The following is a 21,563-nucleotide window of genomic DNA, read 5'->3' as shown; positions in this document are numbered from 1 at the left end:
AGCGAGGACAACTCATCGCCCGGTTTGGATGCCCCGGCTTTTCTGGGCAACTTGCCGGCGGATGGTCCATCACTCATCGCTCATCGTTCATTACTCCCCTTCCTATGAAACTCGCTTCGCTCTCCCTGTTGCTGGGACTACTGGCCCCGGCAGTGTTTTCGCCGGTCTCACAGCCCCGGCCGGTGTCGGTCGCTACCCGCCCCGCGCCTGTGTTGCAAACCGGTGCCGATCAGGTAAGCCGCTACCTGCCCTACCTGAAAGGCAAACGCATCGGGATGGTGGTCAATCAGACGTCAGTGATCGGGGGTAAACCGAGTGTGGATAGTCTGGTGAGTCTGGGCGTCAACATCGTGTCGATTTTTGGGCCTGAACACGGCTTCCGGGGCAACGCCAGCAACGGTGCCAAAGTTGATGACAGCGTAGACCCCAAAACGGGTATCCCGATTATTTCGCTGTACGGCAAAAACAAGAAGCCCTCCAAAGAGCAGTTAGACAAAATTGACCTGCTGGTGTACGACATTCAAGACGTGGGATGCCGGTTTTATACCTACATCAACACCCTCGACCACGTGATGGAGGCCTGCGCCGAAAACGGGAAAGAGCTGCTTATTCTGGACCGCCCCAACCCCAACGGCTACCTCGTTGATGGGCCTATGCTGGAAGACCACCTGCACTCGGGCATCGGGATGCACCGCATACCCATTGCGCACGGCATGACCATCGGCGAATTTGCCCGGATGATCAACGGCGAAGGCTGGCTACCCAACAAGATGCAGTGCAAGCTGAACATCATCAAGGTAGCCAACTACACGCACGATACGCCCTACGTGCTGCCGGTAGCGCCCTCGCCCAACCTCAACACACCTCAGTCGATCCTGCTGTACCCGAGCGTTTGTTTGTTCGAAGGCACCATTATCAGTCAGGGACGCGGCACGTACATTCCATTTACGGTGCTGGGCGCACCGGCCCTCAAGGGGCAATACTCGTTTTCGTTCAAGCCGGTGAGCATCAAGGGTATGAAAGAAGCCCCGCTGCATCAGGACACCGAATGCTACGGCCTCGATCTACGGCAGTACGACACGGCTCAGCTACGCCGGTCGAAACAACTGAACCTGCAATGGCTCATGGAGATGTACAAAGCCTACCCCGACAAAGCCCGGTTCTTCGACATGAGCCAAAGCCGCGAAATTGGTAATTTCGACAAGCTGGCCGGCACCGAAAACCTGAAAAAACAAATCATTGCCGGAACGCCCGAAGCCGAAATCCGAAAAAGCTGGGAGCCGGGGCTGTCGGCCTACAAAACCATGCGGAAGAAATACCTGCTGTATAAGTAGGGTTTGGTAGCGATCCACGCTTCACACAGAAACAACGCGCCCCTCCGGCACCGCTCCTGGAAGCGGTGCCGGAGGGGCGCGTTGCATTGCGACTATTTTTTAGAACGTATAGCGGGCACCCAACTGCACCGAGTACGGGGTACCGTTTTTCTGGGTTACACCCACGTTTTCGTTCACGCGGTAGCTGTACTGCCGGGTTGTGGGGTTAAAGCCCGAGGGCGTCAGCAGGGTCTGGTTGCCCAGGTTGTAATTGCCACCCCAGTTCCGGCGCGAGGTGGCTTCGTTGCCTTTCAGCGTCACCCCATCAAGGGCCTGCCCCAGCAGGTTAGCGAAGTTGAACACATCGACGCTGACTTCGAGTTTCTGGGTTCCAAACGTTTTGAACGCTTTGGCCAGCCGCACATCGAACGTACCGAAGAACGGATTTTCGCCCCCGTTCCGGTTCGAGATAGTTCCCAGGCTGTTGCGGATAAACGAAGCCGCCCGATTGTCGGGGTTGTCGAGTACCCGTTGCATCGACGTCCGAATGCTCTGCGCCACTTCGGGGTTGTTCGGGTCGAACACAAAAGCCAGGTCGTTGTCGTTGCCGGGGCCACCCACAAAGTCGCCGTTAATGTCGCCATCTACCACCAGCGAGTAGCGGGTTCCGCCCACGCCCGTAAACCGAACGCTGAGTACCACCCCACCGACCGAGGGCGTTGAGCCGAAAGCTACAATCTTATGCCGGAACTGGTTGTCGGAGTAGTTGATCTCGTCGAGGCTGCGCGGGTCGCTCTTGATGGGCCGGAATGTAGAGGTGTTGGCTACGTTTCCGTTGTACGAGGTGTTGTCTTTGGCATCGTTCCAGGTATAGCTAAACGCCAGCGAGCCGTTCCGGGGCAGGCGCACCTCCCCATCGAACACAAACGTCAGGGTTTGCAGCTTGGCCCCGTTGGTCAGCATGAGCGTACGGCCCACAGCCTGCGTTTTCCGGCCGAGTACGTTGTTGGTCTGTCCGCTGTTGGTTGCAATGGTGTTGGCGGGTACAAATACCGCCCGGTTGGCTTCGTTGCTCAGCCGGAAATAGGGCTGATCCACCAGGTTCTGGTCAATGTACACGTAGTTGTTCACGGTGCGGGCGTACAGCAGGTTGGCCCCTAGGCGTACCCGGTCGCCGAAAAACCGGCTGTACGACAGGTTAGCCTTGTAAATGGTTGGCACCTGAAACTTCGGGTCGTTGAGGTTGATGGTCGACACGTAGCTGGCCCCGGCAGGTACGCCCGGTGCGGTGCTCGGGTCATTGCGGTAGGCCACAAAATCGGGGGGCGGCACCAGGTTAGGCTGGCTCACGTTGGCCGGGCGCGTCACATCAATCGACGCTACTTTGGTACCGCTGTTCTGGATATTGTTGACCTGCGCGTAGTTGATCACGTAGGCAGAGAAAGCCCCCGCTCCGAACCGGACCACATCCCGATTTTTGCCGCCCGGATTCCAGGTGAGCTGTAAACGAGGCTGAATGTTGTTCCAGTCGGTCGGGTTGGCGTCGGTACGCAGGCCCAGCTCCCGATCAACAACGGGGTTATAATCGCCTTTGGTCAGGTAACTGGTGAGGTCCCAGCGGAGACCCGCCTGCACAGCTACATCTGGGTGAGGGTTAAACTGCATCTGCCCGAACAACGACGCATTGAGTACGTACTGCTGCACCGACGGTACTCCGTTGATGGGTACCTCACGGGCATAACGCGACGGGTTCAGGTTATTGAACTCCTGCATGTTGTTGAAGATAAACCGGCCGTTCTGCTCGTTGGAAATATACGTATCCAAGTAGGTAAGGGTATTGTCGGTACCGAACGTGAAATTATACCGGCCTTTGTTCCAATAGAGCGTATTGACCAGTTGTATCTGGTTTTCGAGGTTCCGCTCGGGCGTGAACCGTTGCCCGCCAAACTGCACCGATGTGTTGCTGGTGCGCCCATTCGGTAACAATGACCGAACCGTAACAATAGCCCGTGGAATGTTGGCCGAGGGCAAGAGGCTGTTGGGCTCGTAGTTGCGGGTTGCGTGCTGGTATTGGAGTTTCAACTCGTTGACAAGGGTCGGTTTGATGGTTGAGCGGAGCGATACCAGCGTACTGTTTTCGAGCGACTTGAAACCGCCGTACACCTCAAACAGGTTGATGGCCGAGTTGTCGTTGTTGCTATTGGGGTTATTCCAGTTGCTGAAGTTGTTGCGCAGCGTGAGGGTGTTTTTAGCGTTGATCTGCCAGTCGAGCCGGGTAAACACCGTATTGGCTACTGTTTGGCGATTAAACTCCCCTACCTGCTGGGTTTGGCTCAACCCGTATTTCTGTTGGGCAATCGTAATCACGCTATCCAGCACAGCCTTGCTGATGCCCAGCGCGTTGGCATCGGCATCACTCCGAATATCGGCAATGTAAAACGGGGCCGACTCGGTCTGCCGGTCGAGGGCCACAAAATAATGGAGCTTGTCTTTGATGATAGGCCCACCGAGGCTAAACCCGTATTGGAACCGGCTAAAGTCGACCGTACGGACGTTGCCCCGCATATCGCGCGGGCTGGCCAGCGCGTCGGCGTTGTAGTACGTAAAAGCCGTACCCATCACCTTATTGGTACCCGACTTGGTTACGGCACTCACCGTACCGCCCCCCTGCCGACCTTTGGTAACGTCGTACTCGTTGGCAACAATCTCAAACTCCCGGATAGCTTCGAGCGAGAGCGAAAACGGCCCGCTGCCCAACTGCCCACTGGTGAGGTTGTTGCGGGCACTGGCCCCGTCGATCAGGTAATTGGTTGATGACGGGAGCTGCCCCCCGATACTGATACCGTTACTCAGGGGCGACAGGGCCAGCAAGTTGGTAAAACTCCGGTTGAATACCGGCAACCGGGCAATGTTGCCCGCCGTGATTGCGGTAGAGGCACCCAACCGATCCACGCGGCTTTTCAGGCCTGTTTCGGTAACGATCACTTCCTGCAAATCCTGGTTCGTTTCGGTCATGGCTGTGTTAATCGTGACCAGATCACCCTGATTCATCTGGTAACCCGTACGCACAACCTGCGCAAACCCCACGAACGTGAACGTGACGGTATACGGCCCGCCCAATGGCAACTGTTTAAGGGTAAACCGGCCATCGACCCCGGTTTGGGTACCGGTCTGGAAACCGGTCGATTCGTTTTTCACCGAGACGGTGGCACCGGGCAACACGGCCCCGGCGGCATCTTTCACAATACCCGCAATGGTGGCATCGGTAGCCTGCCCCCAAACAGATGTAGACAGCAAAAGCAGCCCGACCAGAACAGAGGCTACATACTTCACTAACAAGGAGTTGTTTCTCATAAAATGCAATGACTGTATAGCAAGTCATCGCAAAACTCCCCTCTGCCTCCGGTTAAGGCATGTTAAAAATTAACAATCCCGACACTCTTAACGAATTGGTTAAACACCCCCGCCCGCAACGCCAAAAACGTAGCATTAGCATAACATTGTACACACATTCGGGTAACAAACACGGGCATCAGCGCCGGATAACCTGCTTGAGTTTTTTCGAGACCGTTTGCCGGGTGGCCCCCACCAAATCGGCCATTTCCTGATGCGACAGCAGTTCGAAGGGCAGGTGTAGCCCGTGGTCGGCATCGCGCACGGGTGCGCCATACTGCCGGGACAGATGCAGCAGCCGATTTTCGACGGTTTCGCGGGCGCGCTGCAACAGCCTCACCTCAGCCTTGTACCATCGGCGTACCACGGCCTGCCCAAACCATTCGGCCACCACCGGGTCGTGAACGGTGCGGTGACGAAACATCGAGCGATCTACCGCCAGCACCACCGCACTCGTAGCGGCCTGGGCAAACTCAAAAAACTCTACCTCGTCGAGGTAATCCAGATCCCCGAACGTCTCGCCCGGTTGCAGCACATCGTAAACCACCCGCTCGCCCTGCGGGCCCAGGCTACCCGTTTTGACCACACCCCGTTCAATGAGATAGATAAAGGGACGATTATCGCCCGCTTTGTAAACGTACTCTCCCCGCTCCACCCGACAGCGAGTGCAGGCATCGGGCACTTGATCCAGGAAGTAATCCGAAATAGACGCCAAATTCATGTAGCTACTCCCCTTTGTTCTATGTGTCGACACGTTTGGGAGCGAGCGTAAAATTAACCCCTGCTAACCGCCATTTCTATTTCTTTCAAGCCGCCCGCTTCAAACCCCACTACCTTTTTAACCAGTCTACCCTCCCGGTCAATCAACAACATTGTTGGAATACTGCCATCGAACCGGAACAACCTGTTTACATGCTGCCGGGCGGCTCCTGAAACCAGCAACTGACTCCAGGGCATCTGCTCTTTCGTGAGCGCCTTTTGCCAGGCATCGGAATCCTCATCTACCGACACCGATACAATACGAAGTTTCTGACCTTTTTGGGTGCTGGTGTACAACTGCTTCAAGTCGGGTATCTCCTGACGGCAGGGGCCGCACCAGGATGCCCACAGCACCACCAGATTGTAGGAGTATTGCTTGTCGAGCACTGCCCCCTGCCCACCCGAAGGAGTTTCCAGTTGGGTAGCGAACGACAGCGACACATTCTTATGACCCTCTATCCGATTCAGCAACTTTTGCCCCGTTTCACTTTGCTGTACAGCTGGATCGAAGCGCTCGAAAGCAGTCAGCAGCTCCTCCGAAGAAAAGTTTGGTATAAGCTGGGGTAAATTATACAGATAGTAGTACGAGTAGGGATGGTTTGAGATAGCCTGTTCTATCTTATCAAGCTGGTTTAGGCTCCCAAAGTCAAGGGTATCGTTGTAGGCAACCTGTGTTTGCCTGCCAACTACGAGAGGGCGATCTAATGAAACTAATTTTATACCCTTGTTTGGTGTAAATCCTTTGAATGTCATCTCGGTTACCTTACCGTTGACCTGTATTCCATCTTCCAGATAAAAGTGGTCAGAACCCAATGGCGCCCCCCGATACTTTAGGTTTGTTTTGAAGCTAAAAACCCGCTTTATTCCTGTTTTCGGTTCTCTATGATTTAGGAATACCCAGATAGCCTCGGGGTATTCCTCTTTTGAAAAGACCATCTCAAACCGGCCGTTTTTCAGCTGACACGAGTCCATGTCAATTACCTTTCCGGTTTGTCGGCTGCGGGTGTAGAAAATCATGTGGCCATCAGGCACGTTTTCCAGGTTTCCGGTTATGCGGATTTTTGGTGCATCTCTACACGAGAAAAGCTGCAGTGTCAGAAGCAGAAGAAGGTAGTTTTTCATGAGTGCCCTTGTGGTTAAAGGAATACAACTACGAGGAAATTCTTGATAACTCAGTACCCCCTCGTAGTTGACTTATCCCGTTGATGCACTCTGTTACCTAAATGCATAAATCACAGGCGGTTTAGCTTCGTTTTGAATACCCTCTACTGAAGCAACGGCCCCCTTTCGCTGTGTTAACAAATTTTGAAAAGTATATAAAAAAGGCCGGGTCGTTTTAATATTGCCAGAATTACAAAACTACTTTGCTTTCATGAAGAACCTGTTCACACTCGGCCTGCTCGGGTGCGTTTTTGCTACCGGCTGCCGGACTACCACGCCCAACACCTCGGCGTCAGGTGGACAACAGCCCGTTTCGGTCATTGCGTTTGGTTCGTGCAGCGACCAGAAACGCCCCCAACCCCTCTGGGACGATATTCTGGCTCAAAAGCCGAACGTCTGGATCTGGCTCGGCGATAACATCTACGGCGATTCGGAAAACCTCGACACCCTGCGCAATAAGTACGCCCGGCAAAAAAGTAACCCGGTTTACACCCAGTTGCGGCAGTCGACCTCGGTTATTGGCGTTTGGGACGATCACGACTATGGCGTCAATGACGGCGGCAAAGAGTACCCACGTCGGCGCGAGAGTCAGCAACTGATGCTCGATTTCTTCGACGTGCCCGCCAACAGCCCCCGGCGTACCCAGGAGGGCGCGTACTCGGTACACACGTATGGACCCAAAGGGCAGCGCGTAAAGGTGATTCTGCTCGACGGCCGGTACTTCCGCGACCCGCTCAAGAAAGAGGGCCGCAACAACGTTCCCGATCCATCGGGCGATGTACTGGGCGAAACCCAGTGGAAATGGCTCGAAACCCAGCTCACCAACTCCGACGCCGAGGTGCACATCATCGGCTCCGGCATTCAGTTCATCGCCGACGAGCACCCTTACGAGAAGTGGGCTAACTTCCCCACCGCCCGCCAGCGGTTGTTCGATTTGCTGGCTAAAACCAAACCCAAAGGAGCCATGCTCATCAGTGGCGACCGGCACATTGCCGAGGTGGCCAAAGTGAGTATTCCGGGGCTGGGTTACGACCTGTACGACATTACCAGCAGCGGCCTCACCCACGTATCGAAGCCACACGTAGAGCCCAACCGCCACCGCGTAGGCGAGATGGTAGCCAAACTGAACTACGGCCACATTACAGTCAACTGGGGCCAGAAACCCCTGTCGGCCACGGTACGCATCAAAGGCGACGCCGATAGCACACACCTGACCCAGACGATTCAGTTTTAGGGTTTATGGTTTTTAGTTTAACGTGAATTATGCATAATTGCTGACGCCAGGGCCTTCGACAGGCTCAGGCTGACATTCGGCTTGAGAGTCCCCAGTCAGCCTGAGCCTGTCGAAGGCCCTGGCGTCAGCAAACATTTGTTAAACAACTAAGTACAATACAAATTATCCATAATTTACGTTAGCTTATCGTTTTTGGTCGAGGTGGTGTGGGCCTGATCCCCCTGAGTGGCTACCCAACCAAAAACGATAAACAATAAACCAGAACGCCCCCCGGCCGCTAAAACCCACCCCTCCCAACTCATCAGAATAAAACGGCATTTCTGGAAGTCGTTCTGACAACTCAGGCGGGTTTGAAATGGCCCTGCGCAGCGGGCAAGACAATTTTGAGCAACAGCGACCAACGCTGATGCAACAAATACATGTCTCTGCCCATGAAAACTCTACTTTACCTTCTCCTGTCGGTTTGGCTGTGCCTGAGCGCCTGCCGCACCGAACCCAACCCCATTGCAGAGCCTGACCCAACGGGCGAAGTCACTGACATGGGCGAACCCGATGGAGTGGCCCTCACTCAGACGATTAGCACCCAAGGCGGTACCCTCACTACTCCCGATGGACGTGTACGGCTCTCGATTCCGGCCGGGGCTCTCGATAAACCAACCGCTATTTCGATTCAGCCCATCACCAACAATACCCCCAACGGCGTAGGGCAAGCCTACCGGTTTTTACCCGACGGGCTTCAGTTCAAGAAGCCGGCGACGCTCACCCTCGCCTACACCGAATCGGACGTGGCCGACAGCGACCCCGAAGCCCTCGGTATTGCCTACCAGCGCGCCAACCGGGTGTGGTATGCCGTACCCGGCAAACAGATGAACCCGCAAAAACGGGAAATTTCGGTGCCCATGCCCCACTTCAGCGACTGGAGTCTGTTTGAGAGTTTTCATCTCGTAAGCGTATCGGGCGGTGAAGGGATGTTCCTGGACTTCGGCGAGTCGATGACGCTGGAAGTAGTTGAGATAGCCCCGCTGACAGGCCACACCGAAGAACCACTCGCGATTAAAACCGGGGGATCGGGCCCCAAATGGTCGCTTATTGGCGAGGGGACACTGCGACCGGGCGGCTACACTGCCACTTACACCGCCCCGCGCACCGAACCCAAACAAAACCCCGTGACGCTATCGGTTGAACTGACGTTTGGCAACAGCCCCGCCAAAGTGATTTTATTGCGGCAGGTGCACATCGGGCGGGGGTACGTGAAGGTCAAGTTTTTGGGCAAAGAGCGCGTATACAACCTGGGTGTGTACCTCAACGACGACGAACCTGAATACGCAGCCATTGTGGGCGGCAACGCTACCGAGATGTTGAGCATCAATTTCGCCAACGGCACCGAAGGCAACGTGCTCCCATTCAACAATGTAAGCGAAGCGGGCAAGTGCCGGGTTGTATTTGCGTTCAACGACGGTGCCCAGTACGACTCAGGCCACCATAACTGCAACGGACAGGACGTGTATGCCGTGGGGCAGGTCGTGTTTGAAACCTACAAACCGGGCCAGTACGTAAAAGGAAAACTCTCGGGCAACCTGATCGAGTATCTGCCCAATTGCAGCGTAAGTGGCCGGCCCATCAGTGCCGAGTTTTTTGTACGCGCCATGAAGTAGAGCAGCCGCACTGGCAGGATACCCACAACGGGGTTAGTGCTATCAACTGACCCCGTTGTTTCGTAAATTTGGCCTTTGCAAGTCTACGAAAACTGACCAGTTAACTTCATCGAATGAAACTCGCATCAACCCTATTAGCACTGACTATTGCCATGACGGGCTTCACCCTCCCGGCCGATCCGCCGACTACCAACCCGTTTTTTAGCGCCTACAACACGCCCTTTGGCGTTCCTCCGTTCGATCAGATCAAGCCTGAGCATTTTGAACCGGCCATCGACGAGGGTATCCGGCAGCAAACCACCGAAATTACGGCCATCACGAGCCAGAAAGCCGCCCCTACATTTGCCAACACTGTAGAGGCTCTGGAAGCCAGCGGAGAGTTGCTCCGGCGGGTCAACACGGTTTTGGGTAACCTCAACGGGGCCAACACCAACGATCAACTCCAGAAAATTGCCCAGACTGTAGCCCCCAAACTGGCCAAGCATTCCGACGACATTATGCTCAACCCCGTGCTGTTTGGCCGGGTGAAAGCCGTGTACGAGAACCGCAGCAAGCTCAAACTGTCGGGCGATGCCGGGCGACTGCTCGAAAAAATGTACAAAAACTTTGTGCGGAGCGGGGCGGCCCTGCCCGCCGAGAAGCAGGAGCGTCTGCGTCAGATCAACGGTGAATTGTCGGTGCTCACGCTCAAGTTTGGCCAGAACCTGCTGGGCGAAAACAACTCGTACACCCTCGTCATCGACAAAGCCGACGACCTCAAGGGCTTGCCCGAATCGGTCGTTGCAACTGCCGCCGACGATGCCAAAAAGCGCAAGCTGGACGGCAAATGGGTGTTTACGTTGCAGAACCCAAGCATCATGCCGTTTTTACAGTATGCCGACAACCGGGCGCTGCGCGAGAAAATCTTCCGGGCGTATCTGGAGCGTGGCAACCATAACGACGCCCGCGACAACAAAGCCATCATGGCTAATATGGTAGCTCTGCGGGCCGAAAAAGCGCAGTTACTCGGCTACGAAAACCACGCGGCCTACGTGCTAGAAGAGAGCATGGCCCAAACACCCGCCAAAGTAGCCGAACTCCTCAACCAGCTCTGGACAGCCACCGTACCCGTGACTAAGCAGGAGGCCGCCGACCTTCAGGCTATGATGGACAAAGACCCATCCGTCGGGAAAGGCCAGAAACTGGCGGGTTGGGACTGGCGCTACTATGCCGAGAAGCTACGGAAAGAGAAGTACGCCCTCGACGAAGAAGAACTCCGCCCCTACTTCTCGCTCGAAGGCGTGCGCGAGGGTATCTTTACCCTCACCAACCGGCTCTACGGCCTGCGGTTTGAGCGCCTTACCAACGTACCCCTCTACCACGAAGAGGCCACGGTGTACGAGGTGAAAGAAGCCGACGGCAAACACGTTGGCCTTATTTACATGGATTTTCACCCACGGGCGAGCAAGCGCGGTGGAGCCTGGATGACCAGCTACCGGCGCCAGGAGATCGACAATGGCAAGAAAATCACCCCCGTGGTTTCCATTGTCTGCAACTTCTCTAAGCCAACCGGAAACGCCCCCGCCCTGCTTACCCTCGACGAGGTGAGCACATTCTTCCACGAGTTTGGCCACGCCCTGCACGGTTTACTGTCCAATGTTCGGTACGGGAGTCAGTCGGGAACGTCGGTACCGCGCGACTTTGTGGAGCTACCTTCGCAGATCATGGAGAACTGGGCCGTAGAACCCGAAATGCTCAAACTCTTCGCGAAGCACTACAAAACCGGCGAGGTGATTCCCGACGCCCTGGTAGAGAAAATCAAGCGGAGCAGCCTGTTCAATCAGGGGTTTGCCACGAGCGAATACCTGGCGGCCTCGCTACTCGATATGGCGTACCATACCCTGAAGCCGGGTCAGACCCCAACCGATGTGCTGGCGTTTGAGAAACAGGCGATGGATAAAATCGGGCTGATCGACCAGATTCCGCCCCGCTACCGGAGCACGTACTTCCAGCACATTTTTGCGGGTGGCTATTCGGCCGGTTACTACAGCTACATCTGGTCGGCGGTGCTCGATGCCGATGCCTTCGAGGTATTCAAGCAAAAGGGTTTATTCGACCAGAAATCGGCACAATCGTTTCGGAAAAACGTACTCGAACGGGGCGGTACCGAAGACCCCATGGCCTTGTACCGTAAGTTCCGGGGTGCCGAGCCTGACATTAAGCCTTTACTGCGTCGGCGCGGGTTGCTGAAGGAGATATAACCGATACCGGATGTAAGACACGTTTCTTTTTCTGACAAGATTACAGGATAAACAGGATTTGTCAGTCCCAAAGAAATTCTGTTTATCCGATACGTCGGCCCGGCTGTAAATCCTCCGGGCCGACGGGCGGTCAGAAAGCTTTTTGGGCAAACCTACCGTAATAAAAAAACTTAACGCCCCCAAAAACCTAAACCTGTAAACCCAGCGGCTTGCAGGTTTTTTATTTATATTGAACCAGTGTCAGACTATCTGCAACCTACAAAACCCCAGCCTCATGCTACACCTGCTCTGGACACTGCTAAACACGGCGGTGTTTGTCGTTTTCCTGATTACTTGCTTTCGGGCTACCAAACTGTTGCGACAGGAGCTGGGGCTGTCCACAACACTGTTTCTGGTTTTTGGGATTCTCTCGTTCGTTTCGCGGTCAACCGATAGCCCGACGGCCGGTCGGGGTGCGCCCAATACCAACGCTCAAACGTGGACGCTCAACCCCGTCGACAGCCTGCAACAGGGTACAATGCAGATGGTAAACGTTGAGCTGGAAAAAACCCTTTTATCCACCTATGGGCTCACTATCCGATACCAGCAAGGCCCCCAAACCAACCACCCGATAGATGCCTACTCGGTGCTGACCGGGCTGGTTGGCGGCATCAAGTGGAAACCGTCGGATGTGTCGGTCGTGGAGACCCGCAAAGGGCAGTTTAGGTACACGGTTATGGGCACCGTCGAGTGGCAATTGCTGGGCACCACGCTCTACACCGAGCCAAAACAGTACCAAGGAACCGTTTCGGTGCCTTGACTTACAGCCGGGCCACGATTATGGCCGAGCCGCTTCGAGCCGGTACACCGGGTAGCGGTTGAAGGTCTTTTCGAAATAGGGCGTCTGTCGGTAAATGAAGTCGAGCTGGGCGTTGGCGTTTTCGGCAAAGGCTTTGTCGGCCGCCCGTTTTTCGGCCAGTTTTTGCCGCAGGGCCGGGTCAGTACGGAGCAACTCGGCAGCCGTGTCCTCAAAAATATAGTCGGAGAAATATTCCTTCTGGTCGAGGATGCTATCGAAGAAATTCCAGGCAAAAAACGAATCGGCGGCCTGTGGCTCCAGCGTTTCAATGAGATAGCGGTTGGTGGGGCCATTGACCGGAATCAGGTAATCGCCTTTGTAAAACGGCAGCGTAACGGTTTCGGTCCGAACCTTCACCCCTGTGTGCAGATAATGCCCCTCGTAGGGCCGGGGGCTGGTCTTGTAATCGTCCAGATAATAGGCCGACACCTGCATGAGCGTATCGCGCGTGAGTGTCTGCATTGGCACGCCATTGCGCCGGAGCAGAGCAATCACTTCCTGCCAGCCCTGCGGAATGAGGTAAGCCTGCGGGCGGGTCAACCGAAGGTCGGGCACAAAGGTGTTCAGGTATGGAATCCGTTTGGTAAACGGCCTGGTACGGTCGTAATAAAGCCGTTGCAGACCCGACACCTCGCTCGGTTTGTAGCCAGCTTCGTAACCCAGAAACGTCACCGAATCGACCCGATTCCGATCGAGTTTATAATTCAAATCAAAGGTTGTCTGGCGGCTCACGGCGGCATCGGCCCGTTGTTTATTGGCCAGAATGGTACGGGCGTCGCGCTCGCACAGGCGCAAAACAGCCTCGTCGAAGGCATAACTTCCCTTAACCCGCGCCGGGTAGTCTTTCCACATGTGGGTTTCGAGCGTAAACCCGAAACAGTTGAACAAAGCCGCGTAGCCCGTGGAGTACCGGGGCGAATCATTGAAGCCAAGCAAACCACTTTCGGGCGTGTCTTTGGGGTGATTCACGTAGGGGGCCGTCGGGAAACCGGCACTGGCCAGCATCCGGTCGAGGTCGGGCTGAAAGGTCCGGGTCATGTACCCCGACACGTCGGGGTGGAGCTTGTCTTTCTGCGTAGCGAAATACGTGACAACGTACTGATAATCGGCCCCGTTGCTGGTGTGATTATCCACAAACACCTGCGGTTTGAGCCGTTGGAACATAGCCTGAAACGCCCGTGTATTTTCGGCATCGGCCTTGATAAAATCGCGGTTCAGGTTCAGGTTGCGGGCGTTTCCCCGAAAACCGTACAGTTCAGGGCCATTCTGATTCACCCGCGACAGCCCCCGGTTGAGCGCCCCATCGACGTTGAGCACCGGCACAATGGCCAGCAGCACATTTTTGGGCAGCTTATTAGCCACCAGCAGGTCGCGGGCCAGCATCATGCAGGCATCAATTCCCTCCGGTTCGCCGGGGTGAATGCCGTTGTTGATGAGTAGCGTCACCCGGTCGGGGCGGGCCGTAAATACCTTATCGGCCGCCAGCAGAAACAGGTGCAGGGGTTTGCCTACATCAGTTTTACCAATTTCGACCAGTTTAGCCTGTTCAAACTGCCGGTCGAGCCGCCCGTAATAATCGATGATTTCGGCGTAGGTAGCCGTTTGGCGGCCGCCACTCCGTTCGTAGGGGGTTACGAGTTGGGGCTTTTGCTGCGCCCAACCGGTTGTTGCCAACAGCACAGGCAACAGAAAAATAAGGATATTCAGGGTAGCATATTTCACGCCCCGAAGTTAGCCCCGGAGATGTTATCTCGTTTCAGAGAGATGACATCTCTTTTCGAGAAAAGCGAGTTCCAACCTGCAACCGTTCATCGCTTCGAAACGAGATAACATACCTTACAAGGCACCAAAACCACTTTTTACATTTCGTTAACAACGTTTTACAGCCGCTTGACGCCCCTTGCCGACGGGCCATTTAGATTTGTTCCGAACCAAACAGACAAATCCAATGACCATCGCACGACACCTTTTCGCCCTCCTGATGGCAAGCCTTTGGGGCACCATCAGCCTCGCCCAAACACCCCATGCCTGCTCGGCCGCGTTTGTGGGTGACAAAATGGTGGTTGACCAATACACCCCTGAGGGTAAATGCACCCTCGCGACCTCGGCCACCGGTGAGCTGACGGTGCAGACTGTCGAGCTGTCGGCCACTTCGTCAAGAGCCGTAGAGCCCATTGACTTTAAAGTAGCCATCCGCGACAAGGCCACGGGCACCCTGCGCCTATTTGCCGACAAGTCGTTTCGGCGGGTACCTGTTCAGCAAGTGCTGGCACAATGTACCAAAGGCGACCGGATTGTATTGCTGACCCTCGACGCTCGCTATGCCCTGCCTCACAATGAAATCTTTATCCGATAAAACCATGACAAAGCAACTAACCCGATTCGGCCTCCTTTTGCTCGCCCTTTGCCTGCTCACTACACTGAGCCAGGCGCAACGCACCCCGGTGGTAGTCCACATCAATGGCCACCCAATTGACTTTAGGCTGTTCTCACTCAGTAGTCGGGGCGTTTTAGCCCTGTATGAGCTTGGCTCTGAATCGAAAAAGCGACAACCAATTCCGTTTAAAGCGTATCTTCGTCGGGGCGACACAGACATCCTGCCCATGTCGGGAGCTGAGTCGGGGCAGCAATACGCGTTGCCGCTGAACGAATTACTGCCTCTGGCCCGCTACGGCGATTTGCTGATTCTCGAACCGACCCAGCCCAAACACACGGCCGGGGACCGAAACAGGTCGGGTAAGCAGGTGATTCCGCTGAAGCCGTTTAATTTTTTCGGATTTGCCTTCGCCAAAAACGACGGCTGCTAACCATGGTATGAAACAGACACGCCTTTTCGGTTTACTGGCACTTGGGCTCGCGTTGATGCTGGCGGGCTGGTTTACGATCCGGTCGGTGGAGGCTACCCCCTCCGCCGACCGGAACCGGGCCGATGCGGTTAATCTGGCCCTCCGCCGAACGGCCCATCATCTGCTGCGCCACGCGGGAGACTCCACCTCGCGCATTGCGCCCGTGAGCCAGCCCGACGCGCAAACCTTCCGGCTGGCACTGTCGCGCTCGTTCAACTACGATCAGCTCCCCCGGTTGCTCCAAACTTCGTTTGAGCAGTACCAGATCCGGGGTACGTACGACGTGGCCGTTCTTGACTGTGACACCCAGACCCTCCAACTCGGCTACACAGCCAGCGACCTCCTCGCTAATGAAACGGTACCTTGTGGAGGCCGCGATCAGCAGGCGGGTTGCCTTACGCTACAGGTCACATTTCGGGAAACGGCCCCGGCTACCTCGTCGGCCGCTGTCGGGTGGGGGCTCGCCAGTCTGGCTTTGTTCCTGGGCTTTGTGTACACGGCCTGGCCCCGGCCCACCCCCGAACCATTGGCCCCAACCGCACCCCAACCGCAAGTCCAGGCTCCGGTTGGGCTTACTATTGGTTCGGTGTATTTCGACCCCAACAACCAAACCGTTCGGATTGGCGAGGTAAGCCATACGCTTACTTACCGGGAAGCCAAACTACTCCGACTCTTTGCCGAACATCCCAATGAACTGCTCACCCGCGAGGCTATTCTGGGTGCCGTTTGGGAAGATGAGGGCGTCACGGTAGGCCGCAGCGTGGATGTGTTTGTGTCGCGGCTACGGAAATTGCTTCAGCCCGACCCGACCCTGAAACTGGTGGCGGTGCACGGTGTTGGTTACCGACTTACTGTAGCGAATTGGTAGAAATACGTAAGGGGTTTGCTTTATCAGGGCAACGCAATACCCCGTTTGTCACCTATGAAGTTGCTCTTGCCCCGGCTCACCCTGAGCCTGCTCCTTACCACCGGACTACCAGCGGTTTTACTGGCCCAAAAAAAGACACCCCCTAAAGCCAACGACACCACCACGCCCCTGCACGCGCTACAGCCCGACTACCCGGTGCCGTACGAGGCCCCCAAGCCAGCGCAGGTGAAGGCGGTGCTCGACCGGGTCTTTTCGTATCTGGATGCCAACACGCCCGCCCAACTGATCGATAAAACCACTGAGAAACCCATTACCGACCTGAGTCGACTATCGGACGCATCGGTGCGGGCCAACGCGATTATTAAACCCGGTGATTTTCGACTGACCAGCTACGAGTGGGGCGTCACCTACGCCGGTATGTTGCTGGCAGGCGAGGCCACCGGCGACCCGCGCTACACCCAATACACCCACTCGCGGCTCCGGTTTCTGACAAGCCTCCGCGCGCCGTTTCTGGTTCAGGCCCGAACCGAAGGAGCCCCACTCGACCGCTCGCTCCGTCAAATGCTGGCCCCCCACGCCCTCGACGATGCCGGTGCTATGTGCGCGGCCTTAATCAAAGCCAGCCGCGCAGGTGGGCTGGATACCGAGGCCCAACCGAGCGCGGCCCGACCGAACGCGGCCCGACCCCAGATTGATGCCTACATGGACTACATCATGAACAAGGAGTTTCGGCTCGCCGACGGGACACTGGCCCGCAACCGACCTTTGCCCCGCACCCTCTGGCTCGACGACCTGTTTATGAGCGTACCCGCCATGGCTCAAATGGGCAAACTCACCGGCGAAACCCGCTATTATGATGAAGCCGTGAAACAGGTGACGTTGTTCTCCGGGCGGATGTTTAACCCTCAGAAAGGGCTGTACATGCACGGTTGGGTTGAGGGGATGACCGCCCACCCTGATTTTCACTGGGCCCGCGCCAACGGCTGGGCTATTCTGACCAAAATTGAATTGCTCGATGTATTGCCCGAAAACCACCCTGGCCGGGCGGCCCTGCTCGATTTGCTGCGGGCGCACGTACGGGGACTCACGGCCCAGCAGTCGGGCTCGGGTTTCTGGCATCAGCTCCTCGACCGGCACGACTCCTACCTCGAAACATCAGCCACGGCCATTTACGCCTACTGCCTCGCCCGGGCCATCAACCGGGGCTGGATCGACGCCCGGGCGTATTCACCGGCTGCCCTGCTTGCCTGGAATGCAGTAGCCACCAAGGTAAACGCGCAAGGGCAGGTAGAAGGCACCTGCGTGGGTACGGGCATGGCGTTCGATCCGGCGTTTTATTACCACCGCCCCATCAATGTGTACGCGGCCCACGGGTACGGCCCGGTATTGCTGGCCGGTGCCGAAGTAATCAATCTGCTCAAAAACCAGTCGTTTAACATGAACGACAGCGCCCTGATGATGAAATAGACGAATAACTACCCCCTGTCCAATACGTGCCCAGTCGATATTGGACATTAGATGTTGGACATTAGACGTTAGACCTCCCTCTATAAAGGTAGTAAGTCTAACGTCTGGTGTCTGAAGTCCGAATGTCCAGCACCCATTGTGCATTATTCATTGTACATTCTCTTATCTCAAATCCTGTTTATACCATGCGACTTCTTACCACTCTGACCTTATTTGCCGCTCTGCTGACCCTGAGCCTCACCCGACCAACCCTCCGTAAAGAGCCCGTGGGCGTTGGCACCAAAGCTCCAGACGGGGCCGAGGTGTTTTTCGACGGCACCCGTGCCATGCTCGACCAAAAATGGACCTATTGGGCAGGTCCCCGGCTCGCGGCTACGTTACCCATCAAGTGGTTTTTGCAGCCCAACCCCACCAACCCGGCCGAGCAGGTACTCAACACCAACGACCCGGCCGGTGCCGGTGGCAAGTATGGTGCGGCTGATATTGTCACGAAAAAAGAGTTTCGTGACGCCCGCATTCACATCGAATTTCTGATTCCCGAAAAAGGGGGCAACAGTGGGGTCTACCTGCAAAACCGGTACGAAATTCAGGTGCTCGACGGCGATACTACCAGCCACGGCATGGCGGCTGTCATTAACGAATCGCCCTCACCTTACTACGCCTACAATGGTCTCGGCAAGTGGAATGCCTACGACATTACGTTCCGGGCGGCCCGATTCAGCGGGGGCAAACGCGTAGAGCCCGCGATGGTCACCCTATATTTCAACGGCAAGAAGGTGCACGTCAACCGCCCGATTCAGCAGGTGTGGGGTGGTCCTAACTCCGGTATCGACGGCGGGAATGACGGCGGCAAAGGCATCACCGACACGCCGGGGGGCCTCAAGCTACAGGCTGAAGGCCATAACGTGCTTTACCGCAACATCTGGATTAAGCCGCTGGACCTGAAAAAAGCCGACACCGATTTTTAATACGGCAGATATACCACGAAGGTGGCCCCTTCATCCATCGTACTGAATGCCGTGATGGCACCGCCGTGGTTATCGACTACTTTTTGCACAATAGCCAGCCCGATACCCGTACCAGGGTACTGAAGTTTACTGTGCAACCGCTGAAATACCTGGAAAATACGCTCCCGGTACCGCTCGTCGAACCCGATTCCATTGTCGGATACGGTGATCATGTGGTACCGGGACGCTTTCCGTACAGGGCTGACATCAGCAGGCAACTCGGCGGCTACCACCGTCCGTGCCCGAACCGTAACGACCGGTTGGGTGTCTGGCTTGCGGAATTTGAGCGCATTGGAAATGAGATTCTGAAACAGCTGCCGCAGCTGCGACTCTTCGCCCCGTACCGTAGGCAGGTCAGCGTACTCAATAGATGCATGGGTTTCACCAATCGGCACGTCCAGATCCTCAAGTACCAGACCCACTACATCGTTTAGAGCGACTGGGCCCATAGGCATCGCCTGGGTTGACAGGCGCGAGTATTCGAGCAAGTCTCGGATAAGCGTGGACATACGCATGGCCGATGCCTGCATCCGGGCAATAATATCGGCCCCCTCACCCAGCAGCGGAGCATAATTCAGCTTCAGTACATCGCCAAATGCCTGAATTTTGCGCAGCGGTTCCTGAAGGTCGTGTGAAGCTACGTAGGCAAACTGCTGAAGATTATCGTTGGACCGCTGCAAATCGGCAACAGACCCTTCAAGTTGCTGTTGCAGGCGTTTGAGGGTAGTATAGTCAACCAGCGTCACCAGCACATCGTCGCCCATTTTCGTGCTGATGATGTCGAACCAGAAGCTCATTTCACTGTCCTCGTAGTTAAAATCGAAGTGCAGCGTTTCGCCCGTGTGGTATGTCTGACAGTACTGCGCAAACAGGCCCTCGTTCTTGTAGTTGGGAAACCACTCACTGGCAAGGGCACCCACCATATCTTCGGGCTCCATTCTCATGTAACCAGCAATTTGCCGGTTGGCCCGCCGGATTCGAAAATCAACCAGCTCACCCTGCTCGCTTTTGACAGGCTCGTACAGAATAATGCCCGTTTGCGACGAGTTGATGATGGTTTGCAACTCCATCGCCGATTGCTCCACAATGCGCGTCGCCCGTTTCAGAGCCGACACATCGGAAAAGGTCACCACAAACCCATCGCCAAGCTTGTGCGTCGAAATGGTCAGCCAAAAATCAAGCCCGTCGTAATTGTAGTACACCTCAGTGCGGTACGGCTCACCGGTTTCGGTGGTGTGTACGTACCCATCAAACAGGCCCGAATCGGCATTGCCCGGAAATACCCGTAACAAGGTTCGCCCGATAACGCTGGCCGGCGGGCGGCCGGTGATGTTTGAGCTGGCCTGATTAGCCATCAGGAACCTGAAATCAACAATTTTATTCCCATCCTCGGGCGAGCGAATGGCTTCGAACGCCATAATGCCATTATCGGAGCTATCGAGAATACTATTGAGCAAACCTGCCTGCTCGCGGTTGCGGCTCAACTGCCATTCGAGGGTCTGTTGGGTCTTTTTTAGGGCCGTAATGTCGGTGAAGGTCACCAGAACCTCGTCGTCCTGCCGCGTGCACTGCACATTGAACCAGACATCGAAACCGTCGAGGTTATAGTTGGTTTCGAAGCGTACGTTTTCACCTGTGTGATACGTATGTCGGTAGCGCTCCATCAGGGCTGGCTCCCGAATAATATTCGCCCACCGTTCTACAAGCACTTGCCGAAGTACTTCGGGTTGTTGCCCCACAAAAGCTTCGGTGAGCCGACTAGACCGGGTAAACTGGAAATCGATTAACTCACCCGTTTCGTTGTGTACTGGCTTAAGTACCAGAATACCCGTTTGCGACGAGTCGATAATACGCTGTAAGTAGGTATTCGTTTCTTCGAGGGCTTTTTTATACTGGCGAGCCTCGGTACTGTTGGAGAACGTGAGTACCAATCCGTTACCGTGTCGGACAGCGGCCACCTCAAACCATCCCTGTAACTGTTCATCGCTGTAGTACGACTCTACCCGACGCGGCTGCCCGTCGGTGTACGTAGCGCAAAACTGCCCGAAGAACCCATCGGCCCGGTACTGCGGGAACACCTCACTATGAAGCCGCCCAATGGCCTCAGCCGGTGTAACATGCGTCATCACACTCAGCGCTGAATTAGCTCCCAAAATTCGAAAGTCGACAATCGCATCGTCGGCAAAGACCGGTTCGAGCAACATGATGCCCTGCGTTGTGCCCTCAATCATTGCCCGGCTCCGACTGCCCGGGTTTGCCTCAACGGGCGAGGGCTTCATCAGGCGCAGCACCCCGTCGGCCATCGCGCGGTATTCTCCGGTCAGGTGCCCTTGTGTTATCTGATAGGGTTGCCCCGTTTGCAGAACATTCACTAACTGCCGAAAGTGAGCCTGTTCGGTGGTAGAGGGAGACTCCCCACTCAGGAGTAAGGTTTCGGGAGAGGAAACGCCGAACGTATCAGCAAGTTTACCCGCTTGTTCGCTGACGAATCGCACCCGGAAGTTAATCGGCTCGCCTTGATTGTTGCGGATGCACTGCATCCAGACCACGGCACCGGGAAGGGTGTCGAGAAGTTCAAAAAACTGACTCTCAGGAAGCTGAACCGACAGCATACAAATTTAAATTCAACGGCTACGCACAAGGAGTTACGAGCGGGCAAGTTACAGTACGAACGAGGTTATTCCTACCAAGATGAAAGATTAAAGGCACAGAACTGAGCCTTCATGAATACATTGTTTGTCAGTATTTTACCCGACTCCTCCACCCTTTTGTACTACTTAAC

15 protein-coding genes are annotated in these 21,563 nt (G+C 55.6%); 10 read left to right on the top strand and 5 right to left on the bottom strand.

The genetic code is table 11. From position 1 onward, the window contains the following. Positions 1–104 precede the first annotated feature (104 nt). Positions 105–1,334 (top strand): exo-beta-N-acetylmuramidase NamZ family protein, encoded by a 1,230-nt coding sequence (locus F5984_RS02525; protein ID WP_152122504.1) that lies wholly within the window; start codon positions 105–107, stop codon positions 1,332–1,334. 99 nt (positions 1,335–1,433) lie between these two features. Here the strand turns inward: F5984_RS02525 and F5984_RS02520 are convergent, their stop codons facing one another. From F5984_RS02520 to F5984_RS02510, 3 genes are all read right to left on the bottom strand, one after another. Beyond that, positions 1,434–4,667, bottom strand: coding sequence for a TonB-dependent receptor (locus F5984_RS02520; protein WP_152122502.1), 3,234 nt, complete (start codon positions 4,665–4,667; stop codon positions 1,434–1,436). A 178-nt stretch (positions 4,668–4,845) separates the two neighbouring features. After that, the gene (locus tag F5984_RS02515; protein ID WP_152122500.1) at positions 4,846–5,427 is read right to left on the bottom strand and encodes a Crp/Fnr family transcriptional regulator; all 582 of its coding nucleotides are present in this window, start codon (positions 5,425–5,427) and stop codon (positions 4,846–4,848) included. A 53-nt stretch (positions 5,428–5,480) separates the two neighbouring features. Then, positions 5,481–6,587 carry a TlpA disulfide reductase family protein gene (locus F5984_RS02510; protein WP_152122498.1) on the bottom strand — a complete coding sequence of 369 codons (1,107 nt, stop codon included), beginning with the start codon at positions 6,585–6,587 and terminating at the stop codon, positions 5,481–5,483. A gap of 250 nt (positions 6,588–6,837) precedes the next feature. On the opposite strand from F5984_RS02510, the gene F5984_RS02505 reads away from it, so the two are divergent. The 4 genes from F5984_RS02505 (at position 6,838) to F5984_RS02490 (ending at position 12,554) form a co-directional block, all read left to right on the top strand. Beyond that, positions 6,838–7,860 (top strand): alkaline phosphatase D family protein, encoded by a 1,023-nt coding sequence (locus tag F5984_RS02505; protein ID WP_152122496.1) that lies wholly within the window; start codon positions 6,838–6,840, stop codon positions 7,858–7,860. 431 nt (positions 7,861–8,291) lie between these two features. Further along, positions 8,292–9,515, top strand: coding sequence for a hypothetical protein (locus F5984_RS02500; RefSeq protein WP_152122494.1), 1,224 nt, complete (start codon positions 8,292–8,294; stop codon positions 9,513–9,515). 113 nt (positions 9,516–9,628) lie between these two features. Further along, positions 9,629–11,755, top strand: coding sequence for a M3 family metallopeptidase (locus F5984_RS02495; RefSeq protein WP_152122492.1), 2,127 nt, complete (start codon positions 9,629–9,631; stop codon positions 11,753–11,755). A 274-nt stretch (positions 11,756–12,029) separates the two neighbouring features. Continuing rightward, positions 12,030–12,554, top strand: a complete 525-nt coding sequence (locus tag F5984_RS02490) for a hypothetical protein (protein WP_152122490.1) — start codon at positions 12,030–12,032, stop codon at positions 12,552–12,554. Between the two features lie 18 nt (positions 12,555–12,572). On the opposite strand, the gene F5984_RS02485 is transcribed toward F5984_RS02490, so the two are convergent. Further along, the gene (locus F5984_RS02485; RefSeq protein WP_152122488.1) at positions 12,573–14,315 is read right to left on the bottom strand and encodes a M14 family metallopeptidase; all 1,743 of its coding nucleotides are present in this window, start codon (positions 14,313–14,315) and stop codon (positions 12,573–12,575) included. Between the two features lie 226 nt (positions 14,316–14,541). On the opposite strand from F5984_RS02485, the gene F5984_RS02480 reads away from it, so the two are divergent. The 5 genes from F5984_RS02480 to F5984_RS02460 all read left to right on the top strand — a co-directional run bounded on the left by F5984_RS02480 (position 14,542) and on the right by F5984_RS02460 (position 18,742). After that, the gene (locus F5984_RS02480) at positions 14,542–14,949 is read left to right on the top strand and encodes a hypothetical protein (RefSeq protein ID WP_152122486.1); all 408 of its coding nucleotides are present in this window, start codon (positions 14,542–14,544) and stop codon (positions 14,947–14,949) included. 4 nt (positions 14,950–14,953) lie between these two features. Then, the gene (locus F5984_RS02475; RefSeq protein ID WP_152122484.1) at positions 14,954–15,400 is read left to right on the top strand and encodes a hypothetical protein; all 447 of its coding nucleotides are present in this window, start codon (positions 14,954–14,956) and stop codon (positions 15,398–15,400) included. 7 nt (positions 15,401–15,407) lie between these two features. Further along, entirely contained in the window at positions 15,408–16,307 is a 900-nt protein-coding gene (locus F5984_RS02470) for a winged helix-turn-helix domain-containing protein (RefSeq protein ID WP_152122482.1), read from the top strand. A gap of 54 nt (positions 16,308–16,361) precedes the next feature. Further along, positions 16,362–17,774, top strand: a complete 1,413-nt coding sequence (locus tag F5984_RS02465; protein ID WP_152122480.1) for a glycoside hydrolase family 88/105 protein — start codon at positions 16,362–16,364, stop codon at positions 17,772–17,774. Positions 17,775–17,959: 185 nt separating this feature from the next. After that, positions 17,960–18,742: a 3-keto-disaccharide hydrolase gene (locus F5984_RS02460; RefSeq protein ID WP_152122478.1), complete on the top strand. Its 783-nt coding sequence runs from the start codon at positions 17,960–17,962 to the stop codon at positions 18,740–18,742. Here the strand turns inward: F5984_RS02460 and F5984_RS02455 are convergent. Continuing rightward, the gene (locus tag F5984_RS02455) at positions 18,739–21,393 is read right to left on the bottom strand and encodes a PAS domain-containing sensor histidine kinase (protein ID WP_152122476.1); all 2,655 of its coding nucleotides are present in this window, start codon (positions 21,391–21,393) and stop codon (positions 18,739–18,741) included. The two genes, F5984_RS02460 and F5984_RS02455, sit on opposite strands and share 4 nt — an antisense overlap. Positions 21,394–21,563 lie beyond the last annotated feature (170 nt).

Source organism: Rudanella paleaurantiibacter (assembly GCF_009184635.1).
GTDB classification, from domain to species: Bacteria; Bacteroidota; Bacteroidia; order Cytophagales; family Spirosomataceae; genus Rudanella; species Rudanella paleaurantiibacter.
This window is presented reverse-complemented; position numbering and strand designations above follow the sequence as displayed.